We start from the raw sequence: 24,196 nt of genomic DNA on the forward strand, positions 1-24,196 counted from the left end.
CGCCTCGGCCGCGTGCGGTCCCGCCCCTGCGCCGGCGCACGTTCCTCCGGGTCGCCGCCGTATCGGCTCCCCGGCGTAGCCCTCGAGCCCTGTCCCGTCGGTCGTTGGGGGACCGGCAGACCGTCAGTAGGCGTTCTCGGTCTTCAGCAGCGCGAAGGGCGTGGTCAGCAGGATCTGCAGGTCCAACAGCACCGACCAGTTCTCGATGTAGTACAGATCGTGCTCGACTCGGCGCTGGAGCTTCTCCGAGGTGTCGGTCTCGCCGCGCCATCCGTTCACCTGCGCCCAGCCGGTGATGCCCGGCTTGACCTTGTGGCGGGCGAAGTAGCCGTCCACCACCTGGTCGTACAGCGTGTTGGCGGCCTTGGCCTGGAGTGCGTGGGGGCGCGGACCGACGAGCGAGAGATCGCCCTTCAACACGTTGAACAGCTGCGGCAGCTCGTCGAGCGAGGTCTTGCGGATGAAGCGGCCCACCGGCGTCACCCGCGGATCGCCGCGGGTGACCATCCTGGCGGCCCCGGCATCGCACTGGTCGACGTACATCGACCGGAACTTGTAGACCTCGATCAGCTCGTTGTTGAAGCCGTGGCGCTTCTGCCGGAACAGGATCGGCCCCCGCGACGTGAGGCGCACCGCCAGGGCGATGGCCACCATGAGCGGCGAGAGGGTGACCAGCATCGTCAGACCGACGCAGCGGTCGAACAGCGCCTTCACCACCACGTCCCAGTCGGCGATCGGCTTGTCGAAGACGTCGAGCACCGGCACCGAGCCGAGATAGGAGTAGCTGCGCGGGCGCAGCCGCAGCTTGGCGGCATGGGCGGAGAGCCGGATGTCGATCGGCAGCACCCACAGCTTGGCCAGCATCTGAAGGATGCGTGCCTCGGCGGTGATCGGGATCGTGAAGACGATCAGGTCCAGCCGGGCGTGCCGGGCATAGGCCACGAGGTCCTCGACGTTGCCGAGCTTCGGGTGGCCCGCCACCACGTCGGAGGAGCGGTCAGTGTTGCGGTCGTCGAACACGCCGACGATGCGGATGCCGCTCTCGCTCTGCGTCTCCAGGGCGGCGATGAGGTCCTCGGCGGGCTTACCGCCCCCCACGATGGCCGTGCGCCGGTCGAAGCGGCCGGCCCGGGTCTGCACGTCGATGACCTGGAAGAGGGCGAAGCGCCCGGCCAGGAGCACGGCGAGACCAGTCCCGAAGAAGGTGGCGAGCCACAGGCGGGAGTAGTGGTCGGCGACCTTGGCGAGGACCAGCCCGGCGGCGACCATGAGGAAGGTCATCGACCACGCGGCGATCAGCCGGAGCGCCGTCTTGAAGAAGGCGCGGAACGCGCCGATCCGGTACCCGCCGGCGGCCTGGATGAGCGCCACCGTGGTGAGGGTGATCAGCGCGATGGCGCCCGCATAGGTCAGCCCGAAGGGCACACGCCCGCGCAGCATCAACACGTGGAGGAGGGAGCCCAGGCTGAAGATCAGGGCGCATTCCAGCGCCCGCACCAGTCCGGCCACCACCACCGGGGAGATCGCCGCCGGCCTGGCCACCGCCGTCTCGGCGAGGGGCACCGAATCCGGCCGGACGGCGGCCAGCCGGGCTTCGGACGGCCCCGCCGCCTCCAGGAGATCGCGGATATCGAACGCGCTCATCGATCGGCCCCTCCCACCCCCTGTCGGCGGCTTCCTCAACCGCAGCGTCGCACGGGGCGTTGTCGGAAGACTTAAGGGCGAGCACCCCGCGACGAATTTCGTCGCCGCAGCGGCCTGCCCCTCCCCACGGTCACGCGACGGCGCTCAGGCCGTCCGCGCCCCGGCGATGGTGTGCGGGGCTGCGTTGCGCCGGGCGTTCCTGGCCTGGAAGGCCGCGGTGTAGCCGGCGATCACTTCGCTCCCCATGCGCTCCAACGAGAAGCGCTGCCGGATCGAGTCGCTGAGGGCGCGCACCCGGGTCGCGCAGACCTCCGGCGCATCGTCGAGCACCCGCCGGATACCCGCAGCCAGGGCCTCGGAATCCCGGGCCGGGACGAGGTCGCCCGCGGCCTGGCCGAAGATCTCTGGGATGCCCCCGACCCGCGTGGCGACGAGCGGTTGCGCCGCAGCCGCAGCCTCCAGCACGACGTAGGGGAGGGACTCGGCAAGGGACGGCACCACCAGGATCCGGCCGCGCGCGAGGACCGCCCGGATCGCCTGCGGCGGCTCGAACGCCACCGCGTGTGTGAGCCCCAGGCGTTCCACGGTCTGGCGCAGGATCTCCGCGTCCGGTCCCGAGCCGACCATCAGCAGGCGCAGCGCCCGACCCTCGGCGCGCAGCCGGACCAGGGCGTCGAGCAGGTAGGGCAGGCCCTTCGCCTCCCGCAACTCGCCGACATACAGGAGGTCGAAGGGATCCTCGACGCGCTCCACCGGGGCGAATTCCGCCTCCGCGATCCCGTTATGGACGATGCGCGTCACCCGCTCCGGGCCGCCCACGAACGCCCGGTGGCGGCCGGCGACGTACTCGCTCTCGAAGAGGAACGCGTCGGTCCGGCGGGCGAGAACGGCCTCGGCGCCCATGTAGAGGCGATGGAGCGGCGTGCCGGGCCGGTAGTTGTAACTGCCGCCGTGCGGCGTGTAGGCGCGGATGGCGGAAGCCGCGGCGCTGAGCCGCGCGTAGGCGCCGCCCTTTGCGCCGTGCCCGTGGAGGACCTGCGCGCCGACCATCTCGGCGCGCTTGCCGACGGCGCGCAGGCACGTCCAGTCGGAGGGATGCGGGTTGCGCCGCATCGGGATGCGGACGAGGCCGAGTTCGAGGCAGGGCATCAGTTCGGTCAGCGCCCGCTCGCCGCGCTCGCCGCCGGTGGTGGAATCGCAGACGATGCCGACGGCATGTCCCGCTGTCGCCTGGAGACGCGCCAGATCCACCACGTGCCGGAACAACCCACCCACGGGGGCGCGAAAGACGTGCAGGATCCGGTAACGCTGAACGCTGCCTGCTTCGCTCGACTTCGCAATCACGGTATCCCTCCCGGGAAAATCAATCCCGGAGGTTTTGGCGTTGCGATCGTCTTTGGGAACTTAATTCCAGCCGGGCCGACCCGGGCTTTTGTTCAAGAGGGTAACCGGACCTCTACGACCGCATCATCAATTCACGTCGCCGACAGACCGTTGAGGCTGGCCCAGATCGTCCCGTAATGGCAGGCGGTCGCGACCAGCACGAAACCGTGCCAGATCGCGTTCTGGAACGGCAGCGACCGCCAGACGTGGAACACCACACCGACCGAGTAGAGCGCGCCGCCGATCGCCAGGAGCCAGAGCGCCGTCGGCTGAAGGATCGCGATCACCGACTCGTAGGCGAAGAGCCCGCTCCACCCGAGCATGAGGTACAGGGCGATCGAGAGGCGGTCGAAGCGGCCGGGCAGGAACAGCTTCACGGCGATCCCCACCAGCGCGACGATCCAGATCACCGCCAGCAGGGCATAGGCCCGGCTCCCGGAACCGACGAGGGCGACGAGCGGCGTGTAGGTGCCGGCGATCATCAGATAGATCAGGGCGTGGTCGGCCCGGCGCAGGAGCCATTTGCGCGGGCTCACCGGATGCAAATTGTAGAGGGCGGAGACGCCCAGCATCAGGACCAGGGCCGTGGCGTAGACCACGATGGCGGTCCGCTCGCCGAAGCCGAGATGCGCCGTCGCCGCCGTAGCCACCAGTGCCACCGCGCCGGCGAAGCCGAGGACGACCCCAAGGCCGTGGACGACGCCGTCCGCGACGATCTCCCGGGGCGTGTAGTGCCAGGTCAGGGTAAGCGGTCGACCATCCTCAGCGAGAGACATCTTGAAGCCTCCTGCAACCCGTGCAGCTTAAAGCTTGAGAGGTCTTGATCGTTCCCCGCGCTGAATGCTGAGCCGAGTTATCCCGAAGTTTCTGGAGGCCTGTGGACAGTGTCTCGCGCTGCAGCCATCACGGTGCGGCGCGGGAAAGCGTAGACGCCCCGGCCGGCCAGTCCTTCGAAGCCAAGCGGAACTGCCGCGGCGATGGGCCGTACGCGTCCGGTGCCGCGGCTGAGACGGGCGTTTACGGTGGCCATCGTCAGCAAAGCCATCGCCAGCACCTGATGGGCCAGGGCGGCCCAGAGGGGCACGCCGAGCAGCAGCGTCGCGATGCCGAGCGAGGCCTGGAGGAGGGCCAGCCCGGCGATACCGGCTGCCCGTCCCGCCGCGGCGGGCGATCCGGATAACCGCGCATCGACTGCGTGCAGGAGCGCAAGTGCGATGACCAGATAGGCGATCATCCGGTGGTTGAACTGGACGAGGGCATGATTGTCCGCGAAGTTCTCGATCCACGGGCGAATGGCGAAGAGCGTGTCGGCCGACGGCACGAGGGCGCCGTCCATGGTCGGCCACGTGTTGTAGACGAGGCCGGCATGCGAGCCGGCCACGAGACCGCCGAGGAAGATCTGCGCGAGGATCGCGAGGGGCAGGAGTGCCGCGGTGGCCCGCAGCCGCCCCGGTGCTGGCGCCGAGACGTCGCCGCGCTCGCCTGCCGCCAGCCAGATGAGGCCGGCCAGGATCAGGCTCGCGGTGGTCAGGTGCAGAGCGAGCTTGATCGGCGCCACGGCGGTCATGCCGGGCTGGAGGCCGGACGCCACCATGATCCAGCCGATGGCGCCCTGGAGTCCGCCGAGGGCGCCGAGCCCGAGGAGGCCGAGGCCCAGGCGGCGGCTGATCCGCCCCTGCCACCAGAACACGAGGAGCGGCACGAAGAACACGAGGCCGATGAGCCGGCCGAGGAGGCGGTGTCCCCATTCCCAGCCGTACAGGACCTTGAAGGCGGAGAGGCCCATGCCCTGGTTCAGGATGGCGTATTGCGGCGTGTCCTTGTACTTGGCGAACTCGGCCGCCCAGTCGGCGTCCGAGAGCGGGGGCAGGGCGCCGGTGACCGGACGCCACTCGGTGATCGACAGGCCGGACCCGGTGAGCCGCGTGGCACCGCCGACCGCCACCATGGCGACCACCAGCGCCGCGACCACGTAGAGCCACGTCCGCACCCCCGACCGCCGGTCGCCCGCCACCATGCCGATCCCTTCCGTCGAGGCCGGGTTCCCCGGCGACTGCGCCCGGGTTAGGGGAAGCCGGCCGCGCCAGCAACGTCGGCGGCGCCGCAGCCCGCGGCAGACCGCGCGTTGCCAACCGTGCCCCGGGACGCTAGCCCTCCGCCGTCAGCACGGCCGCGCCGGTCGCGGAGCCTCGGGACTGTCATGCGCCGACGCACCCGCACCTTGATCGGCACCCTCGCGATCCTGGCTTTCGTGTGCGTCTACGGGCCGCTCGCCATGACGCTGGCCGACAGCCGCATCTCCGAAACGCCCGCGGCCGTGCAGGCCGTGCTCTACTCGATCCTCGGGATCGTCTGGATCTTCCCGCTGATGCCGGTGATTCGCTGGATGGAACGGCCCGATCCCTGAGGCAGACCCTCGATTTCGCCGCACTCGGGCGCCACAAGCCTGCGGGCCCGCCGCCGAGACCGAGCCTCCGTGTATCCTTCGTTCATGCGCCTGACGCTCCTCCCCGCCCTCGTGCTGCTGGCCCCGCTGCCGGCCCTGGCGCAGGGGACGCCGCGGTCCATCGGCGAGTGCGAGCGGTTGAAGAACGACCTCGCGTACAATCAGTGCCTCGCGATGTTCGGCCCCGCGGCCAAGAACGTGGCGGGCGGCTACGCGTCGGCTGACATCGCCGCGATGCCTCCGGCCGCCATGGCGGAGCCGATCCCGCAGGTCGAGGAGACCGCCGAGGCCGGCCCGAGCCATCGGCGGCGCTACCGCTCCGGCCGCGGCCGGCAATACGCGTCCTTCTCCACCGGCTACCGGCACCGGCGCCGCCGCTGAGCCGATACGCGTCGGCGGGCCAACGCTTAATCGGCTTCGGTGCATGTGAGCCCGCAGGCTACCGCCCTGAAACCGGCGGCCGGATTTGCGAAACCCGCTTAGGGCGGGAGCGGCTCAGGCGACGTTGAGGCGCCGGCCGCGGTTCCAGGCCAGGAACGGCACCCCAGAGAGCAGGCCCGCCAAAGCCGCGCGCGACTGGTGGCATCCGTTCACCGAGACCCGCGGCAGCGCGTGCAGATGCGCGCCATGCTCGGCGAAGAGGTGACCGGGCCGCGTCGTCACCGCGGTGGCGAAGTTCATGTCCCGCGCCAGAGCGAATTCCCGTGGCCCCGCAGAGCCGGGATCGCCCACCGGATACGACAGGTGGCGCACCTGCCGACCGAGTTCAGCCTCGATCCGCGCCCGGCCGTCGGCGATCTCGCGCGCGGCCACCGCAGCGTGGTGCTTGGCGAGCATCGGATGGCTCACCGTGTGGGCGCCCAGGGTGATCGCGGGATCGCCGGCGAGATCGCGCAGTTCGGCCCAGGACAGGCACAGCTCGGAGGCGACTTCCCCGGGTTCGATGCCGGCCTGACGGCAGAGGTCGGCGATCCGGTCCAGGAGGTCCGCCTCGCCGCCGCCGCGCAGGTCGCGGTAGACCGCCTCGAACGCGAGCGCCTTCTCCTGCGGGCTGCGGGCCGGCAGGTCGAGGCTGCGGGACCCGATGGCGATCCGAACCCGGTCGAGCCGCGCGATGGCGCGTTCGAGCTCGATCCACCAGAGCCGGCCGCGCTGATCCGCGAAGGCGCTGGTCACGAACAGCGTCCAGGGCGCGCCGTGGCGGGCCAGCACCGGCCGCGCATGCTCGACGTTGTCGCGGTAGCCGTCGTCGAAGGTCAGGACCGCGAAGGGCGGCCCGTAATCCGGCTTGGCGAGGCGCTCCGGCACCGCGTCGAGGCCGATCACCTCGAAGCCGCGGGCATCGAGCTCGCGCAGGGTCAGGTCGAGGAAGTCCGGGGTGATGCCGAGCAGCCGGTTCGGCGCGAAGGCCGCGACCGGGCCGGGGCTGACATGGTGGAAGGTCAGGATCACGCCGAGGCCCCGCGCCGCCGGGGCCAGCCACCGGTCGGCGCCGACGGCCTGGATCGCGCGGAATCCGGACGCGAAGACCCGGTGCTTGGTGCGCGACGACAGCATAGTCCTGAACCGATCGGGGCGCCCGGCCCGGAGGCACAAAGCCTGGTCGCCGTGCGGTAAACAAACCGCGAATGTCCGGTCGCAATGCGGTCGTTTCGGAAGGATGCATTAGCCAAGGCAGCGATTTGCCGGGACTTACCGCAGTCGACGGGCGTTTTCGCCTGACAAAGTGACGGGCCATTCAGTCGGCAAGACCCAGGCTGGATGCTCGACAGCGGATCTCGCGCGGTCCAGGGGAGAGTTCGGCGTCATGGCGCTCGGTGTCCACGTAGCGGGAACAGGCATGCTCGAGGCGCGGGCGGGCGGCGTGGTGGTGGCGGAGTTGATCTCCGACCTGCAGGCCGCCGAGGCGCTGTGGCGGCGGCTCGAAGCCGATCCGGCAGTCCTCCAGACGCCCTACCAGCGCTTCGACTGGATCGCCGCCTATCTCCGTTCGACCGGTCAGCTCGACGCCGCGCGGGTCGCGGTGCTGCGGGACGCCGAGGGGCGGGTGCGCCTGCTCCTGCCGCTCACGGTGCAGCGCGCGTACGGGCTGCGCGTCGCCCGGACGGTGGGCGATACGCACGCGAACTACCACATGCCGCTGTTCGCCACCCGCGACGCGGCGGCGATCCCGCCCGGCGACATCGTGGCGGCCCTGGTCCAGGCCGGACGAGCGGCCGGCATCGACCTCTACGCGCTGCAGCACCAGCCCCGGATGTGGGAGGGTGCGGCCAATCCCCTGGCGGCGACCGGCGAGCCCGAGGCGAGCGACGGCTACGGGCTGATGCTCGGTCCGGATCCGGACTCGACGGTGCGGCGGGTCTTCAGCGCCGACGCGCGCAAGAAGCTGCGCTCGAAGGAGAAGCGCCTGATCGAGGCGAAGGGCGCTGTCGCGTATCGCCGCGCCGGGACCCCCGAGGAGGTGGCGGCGTTCCTCGCCGCGTTCTACGCGCAGAAGGCGGCGCGCTTCGCCGGGATGGGGATCGCCGATCCCTACGCCGACCCGTCGATCCGCGCCTTCCTGACGGCCTCGGCCTCGGGACCGAACCCCGCTCTCGAGATCTACGCCCTCTGCCTCGCCGAGAGCGGCCGCGTGCTGGCGACCTTCTGCGGGGCCGTGAGCGAGAGCCGCTTCAGCGGGATGATGACCGCCTTCGATGCCGACCCCGAGATTTCCCGGTTCAGCCCGGGCGACCTGCTGCTGCAGCACCTCGTCCACGATCAGACGGCGCGGGGACGCCGGGGCTTCGATCTCGGCGTCGGCGAGGCGCGCTACAAGGCCAGCATCTGCGACGAGACCATCGGCCTCGTCGAGACCCTGGTGCCCGTGAGCCTCCGGGGCAGGACCTATGGCGCGCTGCGGCAGGGCCTCACCCGCACCAAGCGGCGGATCAAGCGGGACCCGCGGCTGTTCGCTGCCCTGCAGCGGCTGAGGAAGCTGCGGCGCTCCTGACCTCTCAGGCGGCGTTCAGGCGCAAGGCGCCGGCGGAGTCGGCGACCGCCTCGGCCGCCGCCGCCGGACGGTCCTGAGCCACCAGGATCTGGCCGGCCCCGGCCTCGTCGGCGGTGGCGTAGAGGTCGGTGAGCGCCGGATCCTCCGCCGCGGCGTTGGAGACGATGACGACGCTGTCCATGTAGCCGGCGGTGAGTTCAAGCAGCGCGATGGCGCCGGGAACCGCGTGGATCCGGCAGACGACCCAGTCGTAGGCCTCGGCCATGGCCTCGAAGGTCAGCGCCAGAGCGTCCGGCTCGTCGAACAGCACCGTAGCGGCGTGCTGCCCGGCGGCGATGCGGTGCAGGCTGCTGTCGCCGAGCGGCTGGATCGCGTCGAGGAAGGCGGCCTTCCCGGCCACTAGGTCCGTGAAGCCGAGGTCCTGGATCTGGTCGGCCGGGGCGTTGAGCTCGACCACGACGAGGCTGCCGGCGACGCCGAGCGCACGGGTGAGCGCTTCCGGGAAAGCCGGCGCGCCGGGCGTATCCTGGGTCTCGACGATCAGGACGCGGCGGCCCGAGGGCGCATCCTCGGCCCGGGGTGCGGAGGTGATCCGCGCAACCAGCGGCGCGAGGTCGAACGCCTCGGCGACCTCCGCCGCGGCGGTCGACGCCGCCTCAGCGGCAGTCGCCTCGGAGGCGTCGGACCAGCGTCCCGGCGGCATCGCCTCCGGGAAGGCGAAGACCGGCCGCTCGACGATCGGCTCCCGGCGCTGACGATCCTCCGCGGGGTCGAAGCCGCCGGACCGCTGGCCCCCGGTGCGGGCGCCCTCGGCCAGCAGGGCGCGGGCGATGACCGCGCCGGCCGTGAGCAGCAGCGTCAGCAGGGTCGCGAAGGTGACGATCGGCAGCTTCTTCGGGAAGGAGGGCACCTCGGGGGTGACCGCGCGGGAGACGACGCGGGCATCGGCCGGGGTCGCGCTCTCGCCGTCGCGGGCGGATGCCTCGCGATAGCGGGAGAGGTAGGATTCGAGCTGCTCGCGCTGAACCTTCGCCTCACGCTCCAGAGCCCGGAGCTGAACCTCGCTGGCATTGCCCTTCACGACCACGTCCTGCTGGCCGTCGACAGCGGCCTGGAGGCTCTCGACGCGGGCGGCGGCGATCTTGGCATCGTTGTCCATGGTGCGGACGACGCGCTCGGCCGAGGCCTTGATCTGCGCGTCGAGGTCCTCGAGCTGCGCGTTCAGCTCCTTGATCCGCGGATGGGCCGACAGCAGCGTGCGGGATTCCAAGGCGAGCTGGGCCCGCACGGCGATCCGGTTCTCGACGATGCGCCGGATGACCTCGTTGTTGGCGACGTCGGGGATCTCGAAGGCGCGCCCGTCCTTGATCAGGTCCTTGATGGCCTTCACCTTGCCGGTGAGATCCGCCTTCAGGATCCGGGCCGAGGACAGCTGCGTCGACAATTCGCCGAGCTGCTGGGCGGTGATCGGCCGGCCGTTCGCGCCGGAGCTGCCCACGAGGCCGTTCTTGGCGCGGAACGCCTCGACCTTCGCCTCAGCCTCGGCGACGCGCTTGCGCAGGCTGTCGATATTGCTGCCGAGCCACGTCGAGGCGTAGCGCGCCGTGTCGACCTTGTCGGCCTCAAGCGAGGCAATGTAGAGTTGCGCGATGGTGTTGGCGGCCTCGGCGGCGAGCACCGGGTCCTTCGCGCGGAATTCGATGGTCAGGATCCGCGACTTGCCCGCCGGATAGACCAGCAGGTGTTCGAAATAGGCGTCGAGCACCCGGTCCTCGGCCGGGCGGTCGAGGGGATTGGCGCCGAGGCCGAGCATCATCAGGACGCGCTGCACCGGCCCGATGCTGCCGGCGCCGGGATCGAACTCCGCGTTGCCGACGAGCTTGAGCCGGCGGATCGCCTCCCGGGCGAGGTCGCGCGACATCACCACCTGGACCTGGCTCGCCACCGCCTGCTCGTCGATCGGCGTCAGCTGATCGGTGCGCTCTTGTGCGGTCCGCGCGAAGGCCGCGTCGCGGCTCTCGAGGATCAGCTTCGACTCGCCGGTGTAGCGCGGGCTCACCACGTTGACGAAGACGCTCGCCCCCAGGGCGACCACCAGGGTCGGGCCGACGATCCAGCCGAGCGAGCGGCGCAGGACGCGCGGGACCTGGGCGAGGCCGAGGCCGTCCTGTGCGGCGGGCTGCAGCCCGGGTTCGTCGTGGGTCGAGCGTTGATGGATTCGGGACATGCGGACGCTCTAGCGGCGAAGTCAGACCCGGCAGCCGTGAATGCTGCCGCGACGCCATTAGTGGATGTTAAGGTTGCTCAACAGTTAAAGCCGCTGACGGCGAACAAAACCCGCTCCAGCGGCGGCCGTGATCAAGGTTCGTTAACCTTAACGCCCTAATCCCTGCCGCTACCGCATCCATGATGGCGATGGTGATGAACCGGCGCGCTCTTCTCCTCACACTCGGCTCCACCCTCGCTCTGGGCGGCTGCCTCCGCCCGACCTTCCGGACCGATGAGCTCGACGCCACCGGCACGGGGTCGATCGCCGCGCGCTACACGCTCGCGGCGGGCGACAAGCTGCGGGTGATCGTCTTCGGCCAGGACAACCTGTCGAATATTTATGCGGTCGATGGGGCCGGCCGGATCGCGATGCCGTTGATCGGCACCGTCCAGGTCGGCGGCCAGACCACGGGCCAGGCGGCCCGGTCGGTCGAAGCCAAGCTCGCCTCCGGCTTCGTGCGCGAGCCGCACGTGACCGTGGAGGTCGACGCCTACCGGCCCTTCTACATCCTCGGGGAGGTGACCACCTCGGGCCAATATCCGTTCGTGAACGGCATGACGGTCGAGACGGCGGTGGCGATCGCGGCCGGCTTCGGACCCCGCGCCGCCCGCGACTACGCCATCCTGACCCGGGACACCGGGGGCAACATGGTGTCGGGGATCGTGCCGATGACCTACGCGGTCCGTCCGGGCGACACGATCGTCGTCAAGGAGAGGTTCTTCTGAGAGCCGGTCGGCGTATCGCGGGATCCCGGCGGCACGTCGCCTCACGAGGCGGTCGGCTCAGTCCCGACATGACTGCACGCCTGCATCGAGCATCCCAGCTCGTTCTTATCGATCTGTTGAAACACGCCGTTCGGCCGTGGCCCAAGACTGAACTTTGCACTTTGCTCAGATCAGTCTGAGCTGCGCGAAGAGTGCCACGATCGTGACCGAGCGACCTGAGCGGTGTTCGGGAGCCTGACCGCGGAACCGCTGACTGCGCAACGGCGCCACGCGGCCGGCTCCGGACTGCACGCAGTCACCTACGGATCACCACACCTATGCAGTCCCGGTCAGCCGCGCCTGGCGGATCGCGTCGAACGACCTGCGATCACTGCCCGCCCTGCCACGGGTTGATCACCCGCATCGCGGTCTTCTCCGTGGGGATCGGCGTCGCCACCGGCGGGGCAGCCGTGCCGGCGCGCGCCAGCATCCGACGCGCCTCGTGGGTGGGCGCCATGCCCACCGGCGTGAACAGACCGGCGAGGACCTTGCGGGTGCCCTTGCTCACGAAGCGCGACGTCTGGACCGGCTCGAAGTCCCGGAGCGCATGGCGCTTCTCGGGATCGCCGGTGAACACCTTGGCCCCGGAGTTCAGCACGACGATGTCGCCCGGTCGCAGCGTCTCATCCTTCAGCAGCGCCGCGGATGCCCCCGCCTTCATGTCGATCGAGACCTGACGCGCGCTGACCTCAGGCTCCTTCGCGTGGATCTTGATCGGAAGCGCGGCGTAGCGGGTCTGGAAGCGTCGGCGCGCAAATCCGAGGCGCGCGGTCGAGCGGCGGTCATAGCCGCGGGTCTCGCCGGCGGGCGCCGCGGCCGGGGCGGCCTGCTGCACGGCCGGCCGGGCGCCGAACAGCATCTCGAGGAATCCCAACTCGGCCGCCTGAGCGGAGACGGCAGTTCCGGCCACAAGCACGCCGGCGATGAGCGCCAGCGTTCCGCCCGTGCGAAATTTCATCTCGTCCTCCGGAACCGACGCCCGTCACGAGCACCCGTCCTTCAACTGCAGGTCGTGCGTTCGGTTCCGGCCAAGCCTCGCTCGACAGCGAAACTCGGGATCAACAGAAAAAGAAGAGGCTTTTGGACAGATCAGCCCAAGGATAACGGCTGAAGCCAGACAGCGGCAACTCAGCCGTCCGCGCGGCTCAGCCCGGAGCCGATTGCTCGCCCTCGCCGATGCAATCGAGGGCCCGTTCCACGGCACCGACCGCATCCAGGAGGTGTTGCACCGTGCGCTCCACCTCGAGCGCGGGGCGACCCATCGCGGCGGCGCGGCCACTCACATCCTCGAGCTGCTCCAGCAGGGCGAGGAGATCGCCGGCCACGGTCACGACTTCGCACCGGGCGAGGCGTGTGACGGGTGGGCGCGGCCGGAAGGGCAAGACGTTGGTCATCGGAGGGGAGTGTCGCCCGAAAGGCCCGGGATCCGCCAGGGGGCGCGGGCGCCGCTCAACACGAATGGCGGCCGGTATCCCGGGCAAAGCGGAGGCGTGGTGGATTTTCCGTGGCCGCCGCGCATCGGAGGCGGCGGAACGGGTTTACCGGCCACCCCCGGCCTTGACGGATCCTTCCCGGGGCTGACCATGCCGCGATAGTCCCTTCGTTCGACATCGGGCCGGTCGATACCAGTTCACCAGCCGATTCGGCAGCCGCCAGGATTCGACATGCGATTAACCCTCCTCGCCCTGTCCGCGCTGACGATCGGCGGTCTGTGCGCCTGCGCCACCGACGGCCCGGACTCGCGCAGCGGGCTCGCCGACAGCTTCAACCTCGACAACTATCGGGCCTCCAGCAACACGAACGGCACGCAGAGCCGCCGGGACGTGAACCGCGCCTACACCCAGCCGACCCTTCCGACGATCGGCAACCGCGGGATGTGAGCCGGCGTCTGGGGTCGGATCAGCGCTTCGCGATCGCGTCAGCGAAGGCGGTGATCCGGTTCCGGGCGTAGACGGGCAGGCCGGCGCTGATCGAGCTGCCGGTGTTGAAGCTGGAATTGCCCATCAGCACCTGCGCGGGCAGGAGGTTCTTCAGCACCGGGACCCGCGCATACTCGGCCTTGCGGTCGAGGACGTCGCCCTTGATCGCCAGCGCCATGTAGGCGGTGACCACGGTCTTGGTCGGGTCGTTCGGCAGGGGCTGGAACACCGCCAGGAACTTGCCGAAGCGCAGGATCTGGTTGACCCAGAAGATCGTCTGCTCGAGGCCGCCGGTGACCGGCGTATCGATCCGGGTCAGCGCCCGCAGCGGCCCATTCTGATCCGGACCGAGCACCCGCAGCTCGCTCTGGAACGAGACGTACTCGGCGATCTTCTTGGCCGAGCCTTCCTCCAGCTTGTTGGCGAGCTTCACGCCAAGCGGCAGCTTGCCCTCCAGATCGTAGCGCGACTCGATGCAGGCGCCCGCACCCTCGCACCAGGGGCGGTCGGGCCGCTTGGCGAAGGCAGCGGCCGGATCCTTGTTGGGGGTCACGTCGGCGACCGAGACGGCTCGGTGCTTGATCGCCGGATCCATCTTCTGGACGAAGGCGAGGTTGGCGAAGGACGCCGGGTCGATCGCCTCCGGGGGCCGGGGCACGACGAACCGGCCCTCGGCCACGTAGATCTTCAGGGTCTCGTGCCGGGGCTTGGTGACGCCGTTCACCGTCACCGTGTAGTCCGGCTCCTTGTAGCCCGGGTAGGGCGCGAGCGCCGCCGCCTCGGCCGGCCGCGCCTTCTGCCAATCGAGATACGGGATCAGGCCGTTCTCCGGCGCCGACGGCTTGTCGCGGTGATCCGTGAACAGGATCTGGCCGGCCTTGATCGTCGCCGGATCGACGGCCGAGATCGCCGGAACCTCCTTGATCCGCTCCACATCCGGCGATGGCGCCGGCATCGCCGCCGGCGTCTGTGCGCAGAGCGGCGTGACGGCCGTCAGGGCGAGGGCGAAGGCGGCAGGAAACTGCTGGCGCAACGGGCGTCTCATCTCTCGGGCAAGGTCTTCGGGTGAGGCTCTCGGGCGGGGCTCTCGGGAGGAGCGCCCGGAAACGGCGGTCAGAAACCCGGATCCTCGCCGAACAGGTAGTCCGGATCGCGGCGGCGCGGTCGGCGGACGCCGTCATCCCCGAACGGCGAGCGCGCGTCCTGGCCCGGCCAAGCTCTGTAGGCATCCTGGCCGTCCGGAGCCAGATCCCCCTGCGCACGGCGGCTGCGCGGCGGCGGACGTTCGGCGAAGGGATCGAGCAGGTCGGGCCGCGGGCGCTCGCCGGTCATGTTGCCGTCGTAGTCGCCCGCGACGCTGGCGCCGTCCTCCGCCCCGGAGAGATCGCCGTCCTCGGCGTCGGGGCGCATGGCGTACAGCGTCTCGCGCGGTACCAGGCGGTATTGCGTGTCGGCCATGCGCCCGTCGCCGCTGGTGCGGAAATGCTCCAGGATGCCGCCGCCCGCGACCCGCACGCCGCTGCGCGGGTCGACGGCCAGGTCGGCGATGAACGGGCGCGCCTCGGGGGAGGGGCCCCGCAGCGGCGTCTTCGGCACGCCGTTCGCCCAGGCCGCCTGCAGGATCGCGGCGGCGATGGGGACGGAGACGTGGCCGCCGGTCTGTCCGCGGCCGAGGGTCTTGCGGCTGCCGTCGGCGTTGTCGTAGCCGACCCACACCACCACGGTGATCTCGTTGGTGAGTCCGGCGAACCAGGCGTCGTTCTCGTTCTCCGACGTCCCTGTCTTGCCGGCCACGTAGGCCGAGACCTTCGACAAAGCGGCCGCGGTCCCGTGCTGGGTCACGCCCTGGAGCATGGTCTTCAGCTGGTAGAACGCGATCCGATCGGCCGATCCGATCCGGGCGGGCTCGCGGGCGGCGTGGGTGTAGAGCGGCTTGCCGTCCCGCTCCACGGATTCGAGGGCGTAGGGCGCGGGCCGCGCGCCCTCGTTGGCCACCGCGGCGTAGAACCCCGCGAGGTCGAGCATCCGCACCGGCTGGGCGCCGAGCACGAACGGGTAGTAGGGTTCGCACTCGGCGTAGATCTGCGCCTCCAGGGCGATGTCGCAGACCCGCTTGAGGCTCGCGGGCGCCTTCGGGGCGATGCCGCCCTGAAGCAGCCGGGCCGTGACGAGGTTCTTGGAGAATTCGAGGCCGCGCCGCAGCGTCGTCGGGCCCGAGCCGCCGCCCTCGTAGTTCTTCGGCGACCACGACGCGCCGCTGCCGCCGATCGGCGGCAGCGTGACCGGCGCGTCCATCACCAGAGTATTGGGCTGGAGTCCCGCATTCAGGGCGGCGAGGTACGTGAGCGGCTTCAGCGTGGAGCCGGGCTGCCGCACGGTCTGGGTGACCCGGTTCAGCTGGCTCAGCGGGTAGGAGAACCCGCCCGCCATCGCCAGGATGCCGCCGGTCCGGTTGTCCATCACCAGGGCCGCGCCCTGGACCGCCGGCCGGACCCGGATCTGGGCCCGCAGGCCGCCCTTGCCGGAGCCGAGCTTCACCCGCACCACGTCGTAGGGCTGGAGCTTCGCCCGGGCGATGCCGGGATCGAGGCTCGCCGTACGGCCATCCGCGAGCCCGACCTTCACCCCGCCTCGGCCGGTCTCCAGCACCACCGCCATGGGCCAGCGGACATCGTACAGGACGGGCCGCGCGCTCTGCAGCGCCAGAAGCCAGGCCGGCTGCCGGGCCGGCGTCGCCGCGGCCTTCTCGGCCTTGAGGGTCTTGGCGTCCGGCTTGATCGCGTCCGCCCGCGCGCCGGTGACGCCCGGGGCCGCCTGCGCGGAGCCCTCGGGCGCCGGGGTCGCGGCCTGGATGCGGCGGACGCTGTCGGCGAGGTTGAGTTCGGGACCCGCGAAGGTCTGGCGCCCCGTGGAACGCTCGTAGTTGGCAAGGCCGTCCTGAAGCGCCTCCTCCACCGCCCGCTGCAGACCGGCGTTGATCGTCGACCGGACCGTCAGCGAGCCCGCCGTCAGGGACTCCACGCCCGCGAAGGTGCGCGCCTCCCGGTTGAGGAAATCGACCACGTAGAAGCCGGAATCCCGTCGCGACGTTTCGACGGGCTTCAGCCCGAGATCGGCCTTGATGGCGGCACTCATCTCGGCGTCCGTGATGGTGCCGTCTTCCTTGAGACGGGCCAGCACGTAGGCACGCCGCTCCCGCGCCCGGTCGGGGTACTTGTCGGGGCTGTAGAAATTCGGGCCCTTGGGCATCCCGGCGAGCAGGGCCGCCTCGGGCAGGGTGAGCTGTCCCACGGGCTTCCCGAAGTAGCTCTCCGCCGCCATCTCGATGCCGTAGGCTCCGCGACCGAGGTAGATGCCGTTGAGGTAGAGCCCGAGGATCTGCGGCTTGGTCAGGATCCGCTCCAGCCGCGACGCGACGATCATCTCGCGGATCTTGCGCTCGTAGGTGACGTCGTCGCCGACCGAGAGGTTCTTGACCACCTGCTGGGTGATGGTCGAACCGCCCGCGGGCCGCCCCGGGGACGCCAGATTGCCGATGAAGGCCCGGATCACCCCGCGCTCGTCGATGCCGTGGTGGCTCTCGAAGCGCTTGTCCTCGGCGGCGATGAAGGCCTTCTGCACGAGCGTCGGCACCGCGGTGATCGGCACCACGAGGCGACGGCCGTTCGGCTCGGCGGCCTCGGCGAAGGGCTTGCCCGCGCCGTCGAGGATCCGGGTCAGGCCGGGCAGCGCCTTGTCGCGCAGCGCCTCGGCGCTCGGCAGATCCTTGGTGGCGTTGTCGTAGAACTCGATCACCGCCCGCGCGTCGAAGGGAGAGTTCGGCGGGTTCTCGCCCTTGCAGAACTGTTTGTAGCTCGTGTTCAGCTCGTTGATGTCGAGCCCGTGCAGGATCTTCGGCGCGGCCGGCCCCGCGACGGACGACGGATCCTCCATGGCGGTCGAGATCAGCTCGTCGAGGTTGATGTCCTCGATGTCGAACGACTTGCGCATGTGGGCGCAGCCGTCGCGCAGCAGGCGCACCACCTCCGGCCCGTCCGTGGCGGGATCGAACCGCGTCCGGACCGCGTCCGGCTTGGTCGTGACCTGGCTCAGGGTGAGGGCGGTCGCGAACAGCTTGATCAGGATGGCGTTCATACGGGCCGGGTTCAGCGACGCGACGGGGCGGCCACGGACCTTCCGGGCGCGGGCCTGAACAGGGCGTGCACAACGCGGCTGTTTTAAGGAAGCGCCGAACGGCAACGCTTTTGCCGGTCCCGACGTTCGTCAGGCGCGACATTGCCCCGGGGGGAGCATGATCACCGACCTGTGGTACAAGAACGCCGTCATCTATTGCCTGTCGGTCGGCACCTTCATGGACGCCAATGGCGACGGCATCGGCGACTTCGCCGGCCTGGAGCGGCGGCTCGACTACATCCAGGGTCTCGGCGCGACGGCGATCTGGCTGATGCCGTTCCAGCCCTCGCCCAAGAAGGACGGCGGCTACGACATCGCCGACTATTACGGCGTCGATCCCGATTACGGTTCCCTCGGCGACTTCGTGGCCTTCACGCACGCCGCCAAGCAGCGCGGCCTGCGGGTGCTGATCGACCTCGTGGTCAATCACACCTCGGACCAGCATCCCTGGTTCCAGTCGGCCCGCTCGAGCCCGGATTCGCCCCACCGGGACTGGTATGTCTGGTCGCAGGAGCGGCCGAAGACCGCCGAGGAGGGGATGGTGTTCCCCGGCGTGCAGAAGACGACCTGGACCTACGATTCCAAGGCACGCGCCTGGTACTTCCACCGGTTCTTCGACTTCCAGCCGGACCTCAACACCGCCCATCCCGAGGTCCTGGCCGAGATCCTGAAGATCATGGGCTTCTGGATCCAGCTCGGCGTGTCGGGCTTCCGCATGGACGCCGCGCCGTTCGTGATCGCCGAGAAGGGCGCCGATGTCGACGGCAAGCCGCGCGAGCAATTCGACATGCTGCGCGACTTCCGCGAGTTCCTGCAATGGCGGAAGGGCGACGCCATCATCCTGGCGGAGGCCAACATCCTGCCCAAGCAGGATTTCGACTATTTCGGCGACGACGCCGACCGCATGCACATGATGTTCAACTTCCAGGTCAATCAGGCGACCTTCTACGCCCTGGCGGCGCAGGATGCGCGCCCCCTCGTGAAGGCGATCGAGCGGACCAAGCCGCGCCCACTCTCGTGCCAATGGGGCATCTTCCTGCGCAATCACGACGAGCTGGATCTCGGCCGTCTCACCGAGACGCAGCGCCAGACGGTGTTCGCGGAGTTCGGCCCCGAAAAGGGGATGCAGCTCTACGACCGGGGCATCCGGCGCCGCTTCGCCCCGATGCTGTCCGGCGACCCGCGTCGGATCCGGCTCGCCTACTCGCTGATGTTCTCGCTGCCCGGGACCCCGGTGCTGCGCTACGGCGACGAGATCGGCATGGGCGACGACCTCTCGCTGAAGGAGCGCGACTGCGCCCGCACGCCCATGCAGTGGACCGGCGAGTCCCAGGGCGGCTTCTCGAAGGCCGACCGGACCGTGATGCCGCTGATCGACCACGGGCCGTACGGCTACGCCCACGTCAACGTCGCCGACCAGCGCCACGACCGCGGGTCGCTGCTCAACTGGATGCAGAGCATGATCCGGCAGCGCAAGGAGGCACCTGAGATCGGCTGGGGCGACGTGACTGCGGTGCCGACGGGGAAGCCCTCGGTGCTGGCCCTGCGCTACGCCTGGCGCGGCAACGCGATCCTGTGCGTCCACAACCTCGCCGCCGAGCCCGTGGAGATCGGCCTCGAGTCCGGCCTGGAAGAGCCGGAGCACGACATCCTGATCGACCTGCTCACCGGCGCGCGCAGCGAGGTCGGCGCCGACGGCCGCCACTGCCTGTTCGTGGAAGGCTATGGCTACCACTGGTTCCGGGTCGGCGGCCTCGACGCTCTGCTGAAACGGACACCGGAGTGAGCCCGGCGGGTCCGCGGCTCGCCCTCGTCCGGACGGCACGCTAGGGAGACGCGACAGCGAGGCGTCGCGGAGCGAGGAGTGCCATGGCCCGGACGAAGCACTATCCCCCGGACGCGACGATCGCCGACATCCTGCCCGACCTCGCCGACGCCGAGGCGTATATCCGCCAGGTGCTGATCACGATGCGGATCTGCCAGAAGCACTACGGCGATGCCTGGGTCCGGATCGGGGTCACCGGCAAGGCGGCCGCGCCGTCCTATCGGATCGACCGGCCCGACCCGTCGGCGACCACGGACGGGGGAGCCGTCGAGGCCGGGAGAGCGCTCTTTGGCGCCTATGGCGGCCGGTCCCACGACCGGTTCACACAGGTCAACACCGCCGAGACCCGCTGGAGCAGCCGGTGCCTCGGCATGGCCGAGATGCTGAAGGTCCAGGACGGCCTGCGCCGGCCGAGGGGCGATGCCGCCTGACCGCGTCCGGCGGGGTGCCGCGCGCCGCCAACTGCGCTAGAACCGCGCCGGAGCGCCGGAGGCGGCGCAGTCAACCCGCGGAACGACATGCCAGGAACGCCCCGCGCCGGGATCATCCCGGTCACGCCCTTCCAGCAGAATTGCACCCTCATCTGGGACGACGCCACCAAGGTCGGCGCCGTGGTCGACCCGGGGGGCGACCTCGACCGGATCGAGGCGGCGATCCGCGAGCAGGGCGTTCAGGTGGAGAAGATCCTGCTGACCCACGGCCACGTCGACCACGCCGCCGGCGCCGACGAGTTGCGCGAGCGCCTCGGCGTCCCGATCGAGGGCCCGCACCGCGCCGACCAGTTCCTGCTCGACTCGCTGCCCGAGACCGCCGCCAATTACGGGCTCGGCGAGGCCCGGGCCGTCACCCCCGACCGCTGGCTCGACGAGGGCGACGGCGTGACGGTCGGCGGCCTGGGCTTCGACATCCTCCACTGCCCCGGCCACTCGCCGGGCAGCGTGGTGTTCGTGAGCCGGGACGCGCGCTTCGCTCTGGTCGGCGACGTGGTATTCAAGGGCTCGGTGGGCCGCACCGACCTGCCCGGCGGCAACCACGACCAGCTGATCCGGGCCATCAAGGAGAAGGTCCTCCCGCTCGGCGACGACATCGCCTTCATCCCGGGCCACGGCCCGACCAGCACGCTCGGCGAGGAGCGTGTCTCGAACCCGTTCCTCCAGGACTGACGCCATGGACAAGCGCCGCATCGGCCGCTCCGACCTCACCGTCGCGCCCTTCTGTCTGGGCGGCAACGTCTTCGGCTGGACCGCCGACGAGGCGACCTCCTTCGCGATCCTCGACCGCTTCGTGGAGAGCGGTTTCGACTTCGTCGACACCGCCGACGTCTACTCGCGCTGGGCGCCGGGTCATGTGGGCGGCGAATCCGAGTCGGTGATCGGGCGCTGGCTCGCCGCGCGTCCCGGCGCCCGGGAGACGCTGGTGCTCGCCACCAAGGTCGGCATGGATCTGGGCGAGGCCGGCAAGGGCCTGTCGGCGCAGCATATCGAGCGCGCCTGCGAGGCCTCGCTCCGGCGGCTCCGGACCGACCGGATCGATCTCTATCAGTCGCATGTCGACGATACGGAGGTTCCGCTGGAGGAGACGCTGCGCGCCTACGAGCGGCTGATCGCGGCCGGGAAGGTGCGGGTCATCGGGGCCTCGAATTACGGCGCGCCGCGGCTCGCCGAAGCGCTCAGGGTCTCGGCGTCGGCGGGGCTGCCGCGTTACGAGTGCCTGCAGCCGGATTACAGCCTCGCCGAGCGCGGCTACGAGGAGGCGCTGGAGCCGCTGTGCCGGGCCGAGCAGATCGGGGTGATCGGCTACTTCTCGCTGGCGGCCGGGTTCCTCACCGGCAAGTACCGATCCGCCGGGGACGCCGCGGGCCGCGCGCGGGAGAACCGGGTCGCCAAATACCTGACGCCGCGCGGCCTCGCACTCCTCGACGTCCTGGACGCGGTCGCCCGGGAACACGGGGCGCGCCCCGCGCAGGTGGCCCTTGCCTGGATCATCGCCCGCCCCGGCGTGACCGCGCCGATCGCCAGCGCGACCTCGGTGACGCAGCTCGATGAGCTCCTCGGGGGCGCCCGCCTCAGCCTCCCGGCGGACGCGATCGCCCGTCTGGACGCCGCCAGCGCGGGCGGCATCCAGGGCTAACGCCGCGTTAATCCGCCGGCGTCAGAAAGACGGGGGTTCGGTCCCGCCGCGAACCCGTAAAATCGTGCAATCTCAACGCGGAATCCCTATATCGGGTGGACCAAGCAAGAGCGCAGGCGTGGACGCCCGACGGCGCGAGTCCCTCCGTCGCGTAATGGCCCGCCCGCCCGAGGAACCCTATGGCCGACACCCCACAAACCGAGCCCGCCGAATACGGCGCGGAATCGATCCGCGTGCTGAAGGGTCTCGACGCGGTGCGCAAGCGCCCCGGCATGTATATCGGCGACACCGACGACGGTTCGGGCCTGCACCACATGGTCTACGAGGTGGTGGACAACGCCATCGACGAGGCCTTGGCCGGACACGCCGACCTCGTCACCGTCCAGCTCAACGCCGACGGATCGGTCACCGTCTCCGACAACGGCCGCGGCATCCCCACCGACATCCACAGGGAGGAGGGGGTCTCGGCGGCCGAGGTCATCATGACCCAGCTGCACGCGGGCGGTAAGTTCGACCAGAACTCCTACAAGGTCTCCGGCGGCCTGCACGGCGTCGGCGTCTCCGTGGTGAACGCCCTGTCGTCCTGGCTGCGCCTGCGGATCTGGCGCAACGACCAGGAGCACGCGATGGAATTCCGCCATGGCGATGCCGTGGCGCCGCTGAAGATCGTCGGCCCCGGCAACGGCCGGCGCGGCACGGAGGTGACCTTCCTGCCGTCGACCGACACCTTCACGATGATCGAGTTCGATTACGGCACGCTCGAGAAGCGCCTGCGCGAACTCGCCTTCCTCAATTCGGGCGTCCGCATCGTCCTCACCGACGCGCGCCACGCGGAGCACAAGCGCGAGGAACTCTACTACGAGGGCGGCATCGAGGCCTTCGTCCGCTACCTCGACCGCTCGCGCAAGCCGATCGACGGGATCACCAACCCGGTGGTGGTGCGCGCCGAGCGCGATGGTATCCGCGTAGAGGTCGCGTTCTGGTGGAACGACTCGTTCAACGAGACGGTGCTGCCGTTCACCAACAACATCCCGCAGCGCGACGGCGGCACCCACATGGCGGGTTTCCGCGCCGCGCTGACCCGCCAGATCACCGGCTATGCCGATTCGTCGGGCGTCTCCAAGCGCGAGAAGGTCTCGCTCACCGGCGAGGATTGCCGCGAGGGCCTCACGGCGGTCGTCTCGGTGCAGGTGCCCGACCCGAAATTCTCGTCGCAGACCAAGGACAAGCTGGTTTCGTCCGAGGTGCGCCCGGCCGTGGAGAACGTCCTCAACGAGGGCCTGTCGACCTGGCTGGAGGAGAACCCCCAGCAGGCGCGCTCGGTGATGGGCAAGGTCGTGCTGGCGGCCTCGGCCCGCGAGGCCGCGCGCAAGGCCCGCGAGACCGTGACCCGCAAGGGCGCGCTCGACATCGCCTCGCTGCCCGGCAAGCTCGCCGACTGCCAGGAGCGCGACCCGTCGAAATGCGAGATCCTGCTCGTCGAGGGCGACTCGGCCGGCGGTTCGGCCAAGCAGGGCCGCGATCGGGCGTTCCAGGCGGTGCTGCCGCTGCGGGGCAAGATCCTGAACGTCGAGCGCGTGCGCGCCGACCGCATGCTGTCCTCGGCGGAGATCGGCACGCTGATCACGGCGCTCGGCGCCGGCATCGGACGCTCCTCGACGGACCGCGAGGGCTTCAACCCCGAGAAGCTGCGCTACCACCGCATCATCATCATGACCGACGCGGATGTGGACGGCTCCCACATCCGGACGCTGCTGTTGACCTTCTTCTTCCGCCAGATGCCGGAGCTGATCGACCGCGGCCATCTCTACATCGCGCAGCCGCCGCTCTACAAAGCCGAGCGCGGCCGCAAGGCGATCTACCTCAAGGACGAGCGCGCCCTCGAGGACTACCTGATCGACCAGGGTACCGACGGGGCGATCCTGCGGCTCTCGACGGGGGCGGAGTTCACCGGCCCGCAGCTCAAGAGCCTCGTCGAGGAGGCGCGCGGCTTCCGCAACGTGCTGCAGGGCCTGCACACGCGCTACGATCGCTCCGTGGTGGAGCAGGCCGTGCTGGCCGGAGCCTTCGACGCGGAGGCGGCTTCCCGCCCCGGCGAGGCCGAGGTCCTCGCCGACATGACCGCCCGCCGTCTGGACGGGATCGCCGACGAGATCGAGCAGGGCTGGGCCGGCGAGGCCTTCGAGGGCGGATATCGGCTGAGCCGGACCCTGCGCGGTGTCCGCCAAGTCGCGACCCTGGATGCGAGCCTGATCGCTTCCCAGGAGGCCCGCCGCCTGTCCGAGCGCGCCGACGCCTTCCGCGAGATCTACGGCGAGCCGGCGACGCTGATGCGCAAGGCCGACGAGACCGTGCTGCACGGGCCGGTGGCCCTGTTCGAGGCGGTCATGGCCTTCGGCCGCAAGGGCCTCCAGCTCCAGCGCTACAAGGGCCTGGGCGAGATGACCGCGCAGCAGCTCTGGGAGACGACCCTCGACCGCGACGTGCGCTCGCTGCTGCAGGTGAAGGTCAAGGATACGACCGACGCCGACGACCTGTTCGTCAAGCTGATGGGCGACGTGGTCGAGCCGCGTCGCGAGTTCATCCAGGAGAACGCGCTGAGCGTGGCCAACCTGGACGTCTGATCCCAATCATTGTGCAACGATCCGTCG

At 70.2% G+C, this 24,196-nt stretch carries 19 protein-coding genes and 1 pseudogene; 10 read left to right on the forward strand and 10 right to left on the reverse strand.

The features are described 5' to 3' along the window. Window positions 1-123: 123 nt before the first annotated feature. The 4 genes and pseudogenes from MKL01_RS26175 to MKL01_RS26190 form a co-directional block, all read right to left on the reverse strand. A complete protein-coding gene (locus tag MKL01_RS26175; protein WP_243908091.1) occupies window positions 124-1,644 on the reverse strand; it encodes an undecaprenyl-phosphate glucose phosphotransferase in 1,521 nt (506 codons plus the stop codon). 144 nt (window positions 1,645-1,788) lie between these two features. Beyond that, complete coding sequence (locus MKL01_RS26180; RefSeq protein ID WP_243908092.1) at window positions 1,789-2,988, reverse strand: glycosyltransferase family 4 protein; 1,200 nt, start codon at window positions 2,986-2,988, stop codon at window positions 1,789-1,791. A 131-nt stretch (window positions 2,989-3,119) separates the two neighbouring features. Beyond that, window positions 3,120-3,803: a PAQR family membrane homeostasis protein TrhA gene (gene trhA / locus MKL01_RS26185; RefSeq protein ID WP_243908093.1), complete on the reverse strand. Its 684-nt coding sequence runs from the start codon at window positions 3,801-3,803 to the stop codon at window positions 3,120-3,122. A 221-nt stretch (window positions 3,804-4,024) separates the two neighbouring features. Further along, window positions 4,025-5,044 (reverse strand): annotated as a pseudogene (locus tag MKL01_RS26190) (COX15/CtaA family protein); the annotation flags it as partial. Window positions 5,045-5,227: 183 nt separating this feature from the next. On the opposite strand from MKL01_RS26190, the gene MKL01_RS26195 reads away from it, so the two are divergent. Both MKL01_RS26195 and MKL01_RS26200 read left to right on the forward strand, forming a co-directional pair. After that, window positions 5,228-5,434, forward strand: a complete 207-nt coding sequence (locus MKL01_RS26195; RefSeq protein WP_243908095.1) for a DUF2842 domain-containing protein — start codon at window positions 5,228-5,230, stop codon at window positions 5,432-5,434. Window positions 5,435-5,518: 84 nt separating this feature from the next. After that, on the forward strand, window positions 5,519-5,854 hold the full coding sequence (locus tag MKL01_RS26200; protein ID WP_243908215.1) for a hypothetical protein: 336 nt from the start codon (window positions 5,519-5,521) through the stop codon (window positions 5,852-5,854). 114 nt (window positions 5,855-5,968) lie between these two features. Here MKL01_RS26200 and MKL01_RS26205 read toward each other — a convergent pair whose 3' ends face one another. Continuing rightward, window positions 5,969-7,030, reverse strand: a complete 1,062-nt coding sequence (locus tag MKL01_RS26205; RefSeq protein WP_243908096.1) for a polysaccharide deacetylase family protein — start codon at window positions 7,028-7,030, stop codon at window positions 5,969-5,971. A 250-nt stretch (window positions 7,031-7,280) separates the two neighbouring features. Between MKL01_RS26205 and MKL01_RS26210 the strand changes: the two genes are divergently transcribed. Continuing rightward, window positions 7,281-8,465 (forward strand): GNAT family N-acetyltransferase, encoded by a 1,185-nt coding sequence (locus MKL01_RS26210; protein WP_243908097.1) that lies wholly within the window; start codon window positions 7,281-7,283, stop codon window positions 8,463-8,465. Between the two features lie 4 nt (window positions 8,466-8,469). On the opposite strand, the gene MKL01_RS26215 is transcribed toward MKL01_RS26210, so the two are convergent. Further along, on the reverse strand, window positions 8,470-10,692 hold the full coding sequence (locus MKL01_RS26215) for a GumC family protein (RefSeq protein ID WP_243908098.1): 2,223 nt from the start codon (window positions 10,690-10,692) through the stop codon (window positions 8,470-8,472). A 188-nt stretch (window positions 10,693-10,880) separates the two neighbouring features. On the opposite strand from MKL01_RS26215, the gene MKL01_RS26220 reads away from it, so the two are divergent. After that, window positions 10,881-11,459, forward strand: coding sequence for a polysaccharide biosynthesis/export family protein (locus MKL01_RS26220; RefSeq protein WP_243908216.1), 579 nt, complete (start codon window positions 10,881-10,883; stop codon window positions 11,457-11,459). 367 nt (window positions 11,460-11,826) lie between these two features. Here the strand turns inward: MKL01_RS26220 and MKL01_RS26225 are convergent, their stop codons facing one another. Continuing rightward, window positions 11,827-12,456, reverse strand: a complete 630-nt coding sequence (locus tag MKL01_RS26225; protein ID WP_243908099.1) for a hypothetical protein — start codon at window positions 12,454-12,456, stop codon at window positions 11,827-11,829. Between the two features lie 187 nt (window positions 12,457-12,643). Further along, a complete protein-coding gene (locus MKL01_RS26230) occupies window positions 12,644-12,892 on the reverse strand; it encodes a hypothetical protein (RefSeq protein ID WP_243908100.1) in 249 nt (82 codons plus the stop codon). Between the two features lie 270 nt (window positions 12,893-13,162). Here MKL01_RS26230 and MKL01_RS26235 point away from each other — a divergent pair, with 270 nt between their 5' ends. Continuing rightward, window positions 13,163-13,378, forward strand: coding sequence for a hypothetical protein (locus MKL01_RS26235; protein ID WP_243908101.1), 216 nt, complete (start codon window positions 13,163-13,165; stop codon window positions 13,376-13,378). 19 nt (window positions 13,379-13,397) lie between these two features. On the opposite strand, the gene MKL01_RS26240 is transcribed toward MKL01_RS26235, so the two are convergent. Then, window positions 13,398-14,462: a hypothetical protein gene (locus tag MKL01_RS26240; RefSeq protein WP_243908102.1), complete on the reverse strand. Its 1,065-nt coding sequence runs from the start codon at window positions 14,460-14,462 to the stop codon at window positions 13,398-13,400. Between the two features lie 68 nt (window positions 14,463-14,530). Continuing rightward, window positions 14,531-17,551, reverse strand: a complete 3,021-nt coding sequence (locus MKL01_RS26245) for a penicillin-binding protein 1A (protein ID WP_243908103.1) — start codon at window positions 17,549-17,551, stop codon at window positions 14,531-14,533. A 157-nt stretch (window positions 17,552-17,708) separates the two neighbouring features. On the opposite strand from MKL01_RS26245, the gene MKL01_RS26250 reads away from it, so the two are divergent. The 5 genes from MKL01_RS26250 (at window position 17,709) to gyrB (ending at window position 24,169) form a co-directional block, all read left to right on the forward strand. Continuing rightward, window positions 17,709-19,376, forward strand: a complete 1,668-nt coding sequence (locus tag MKL01_RS26250; protein WP_243908104.1) for an alpha-amylase family protein — start codon at window positions 17,709-17,711, stop codon at window positions 19,374-19,376. An 83-nt stretch (window positions 19,377-19,459) separates the two neighbouring features. Continuing rightward, complete coding sequence (locus MKL01_RS26255; protein WP_243908105.1) at window positions 19,460-19,846, forward strand: hypothetical protein; 387 nt, start codon at window positions 19,460-19,462, stop codon at window positions 19,844-19,846. A gap of 87 nt (window positions 19,847-19,933) precedes the next feature. After that, the gene (locus MKL01_RS26260; RefSeq protein ID WP_243908106.1) at window positions 19,934-20,578 is read left to right on the forward strand and encodes an MBL fold metallo-hydrolase; all 645 of its coding nucleotides are present in this window, start codon (window positions 19,934-19,936) and stop codon (window positions 20,576-20,578) included. A 4-nt stretch (window positions 20,579-20,582) separates the two neighbouring features. Continuing rightward, window positions 20,583-21,545 carry an aldo/keto reductase gene (locus MKL01_RS26265; protein ID WP_243908107.1) on the forward strand — a complete coding sequence of 321 codons (963 nt, stop codon included), beginning with the start codon at window positions 20,583-20,585 and terminating at the stop codon, window positions 21,543-21,545. 179 nt (window positions 21,546-21,724) lie between these two features. Beyond that, window positions 21,725-24,169, forward strand: a complete 2,445-nt coding sequence (gyrB, locus tag MKL01_RS26270) for a DNA topoisomerase (ATP-hydrolyzing) subunit B (RefSeq protein ID WP_243908108.1) — start codon at window positions 21,725-21,727, stop codon at window positions 24,167-24,169. Window positions 24,170-24,196 lie beyond the last annotated feature (27 nt).

This window comes from Methylobacterium sp. J-070 (assembly GCF_022829385.1).
Taxonomy (GTDB): Bacteria; Pseudomonadota; Alphaproteobacteria; order Rhizobiales; family Beijerinckiaceae; genus Methylobacterium.

What these genes read in the sequence shown, in the direction of transcription:
- MKL01_RS26175 (WP_243908091.1), bottom strand. Translation starts at nt 1,644, where the DNA reads ATGAGCGCGTTCGATATCCGCGATCTCCTGGAGGCGGCGGGGCCGTCC.
- trhA (WP_243908093.1), bottom strand. Translation starts at nt 3,803, where the DNA reads ATGTCTCTCGCTGAGGATGGTCGACCGCTTACCCTGACCTGGCACTAC.
- MKL01_RS26195 (WP_243908095.1), top strand. Translation starts at nt 5,228, where the DNA reads ATGCGCCGACGCACCCGCACCTTGATCGGCACCCTCGCGATCCTGGCT.
- MKL01_RS26200 (WP_243908215.1), top strand. Translation starts at nt 5,519, where the DNA reads ATGCGCCTGACGCTCCTCCCCGCCCTCGTGCTGCTGGCCCCGCTGCCG.
- MKL01_RS26205 (WP_243908096.1), bottom strand. Translation starts at nt 7,030, where the DNA reads ATGCTGTCGTCGCGCACCAAGCACCGGGTCTTCGCGTCCGGATTCCGC.
- MKL01_RS26210 (WP_243908097.1), top strand. Translation starts at nt 7,281, where the DNA reads ATGGCGCTCGGTGTCCACGTAGCGGGAACAGGCATGCTCGAGGCGCGG.
- MKL01_RS26215 (WP_243908098.1), bottom strand. Translation starts at nt 10,692, where the DNA reads ATGTCCCGAATCCATCAACGCTCGACCCACGACGAACCCGGGCTGCAG.
- MKL01_RS26220 (WP_243908216.1), top strand. Translation starts at nt 10,881, where the DNA reads ATGGTGATGAACCGGCGCGCTCTTCTCCTCACACTCGGCTCCACCCTC.
- MKL01_RS26225 (WP_243908099.1), bottom strand. Translation starts at nt 12,456, where the DNA reads ATGAAATTTCGCACGGGCGGAACGCTGGCGCTCATCGCCGGCGTGCTT.
- MKL01_RS26230 (WP_243908100.1), bottom strand. Translation starts at nt 12,892, where the DNA reads ATGACCAACGTCTTGCCCTTCCGGCCGCGCCCACCCGTCACACGCCTC.
- MKL01_RS26235 (WP_243908101.1), top strand. Translation starts at nt 13,163, where the DNA reads ATGCGATTAACCCTCCTCGCCCTGTCCGCGCTGACGATCGGCGGTCTG.
- MKL01_RS26240 (WP_243908102.1), bottom strand. Translation starts at nt 14,462, where the DNA reads ATGAGACGCCCGTTGCGCCAGCAGTTTCCTGCCGCCTTCGCCCTCGCC.
- MKL01_RS26245 (WP_243908103.1), bottom strand. Translation starts at nt 17,551, where the DNA reads ATGAACGCCATCCTGATCAAGCTGTTCGCGACCGCCCTCACCCTGAGC.
- MKL01_RS26250 (WP_243908104.1), top strand. Translation starts at nt 17,709, where the DNA reads ATGATCACCGACCTGTGGTACAAGAACGCCGTCATCTATTGCCTGTCG.
- MKL01_RS26255 (WP_243908105.1), top strand. Translation starts at nt 19,460, where the DNA reads ATGGCCCGGACGAAGCACTATCCCCCGGACGCGACGATCGCCGACATC.
- MKL01_RS26260 (WP_243908106.1), top strand. Translation starts at nt 19,934, where the DNA reads ATGCCAGGAACGCCCCGCGCCGGGATCATCCCGGTCACGCCCTTCCAG.
- MKL01_RS26265 (WP_243908107.1), top strand. Translation starts at nt 20,583, where the DNA reads ATGGACAAGCGCCGCATCGGCCGCTCCGACCTCACCGTCGCGCCCTTC.
- gyrB (WP_243908108.1), top strand. Translation starts at nt 21,725, where the DNA reads ATGGCCGACACCCCACAAACCGAGCCCGCCGAATACGGCGCGGAATCG.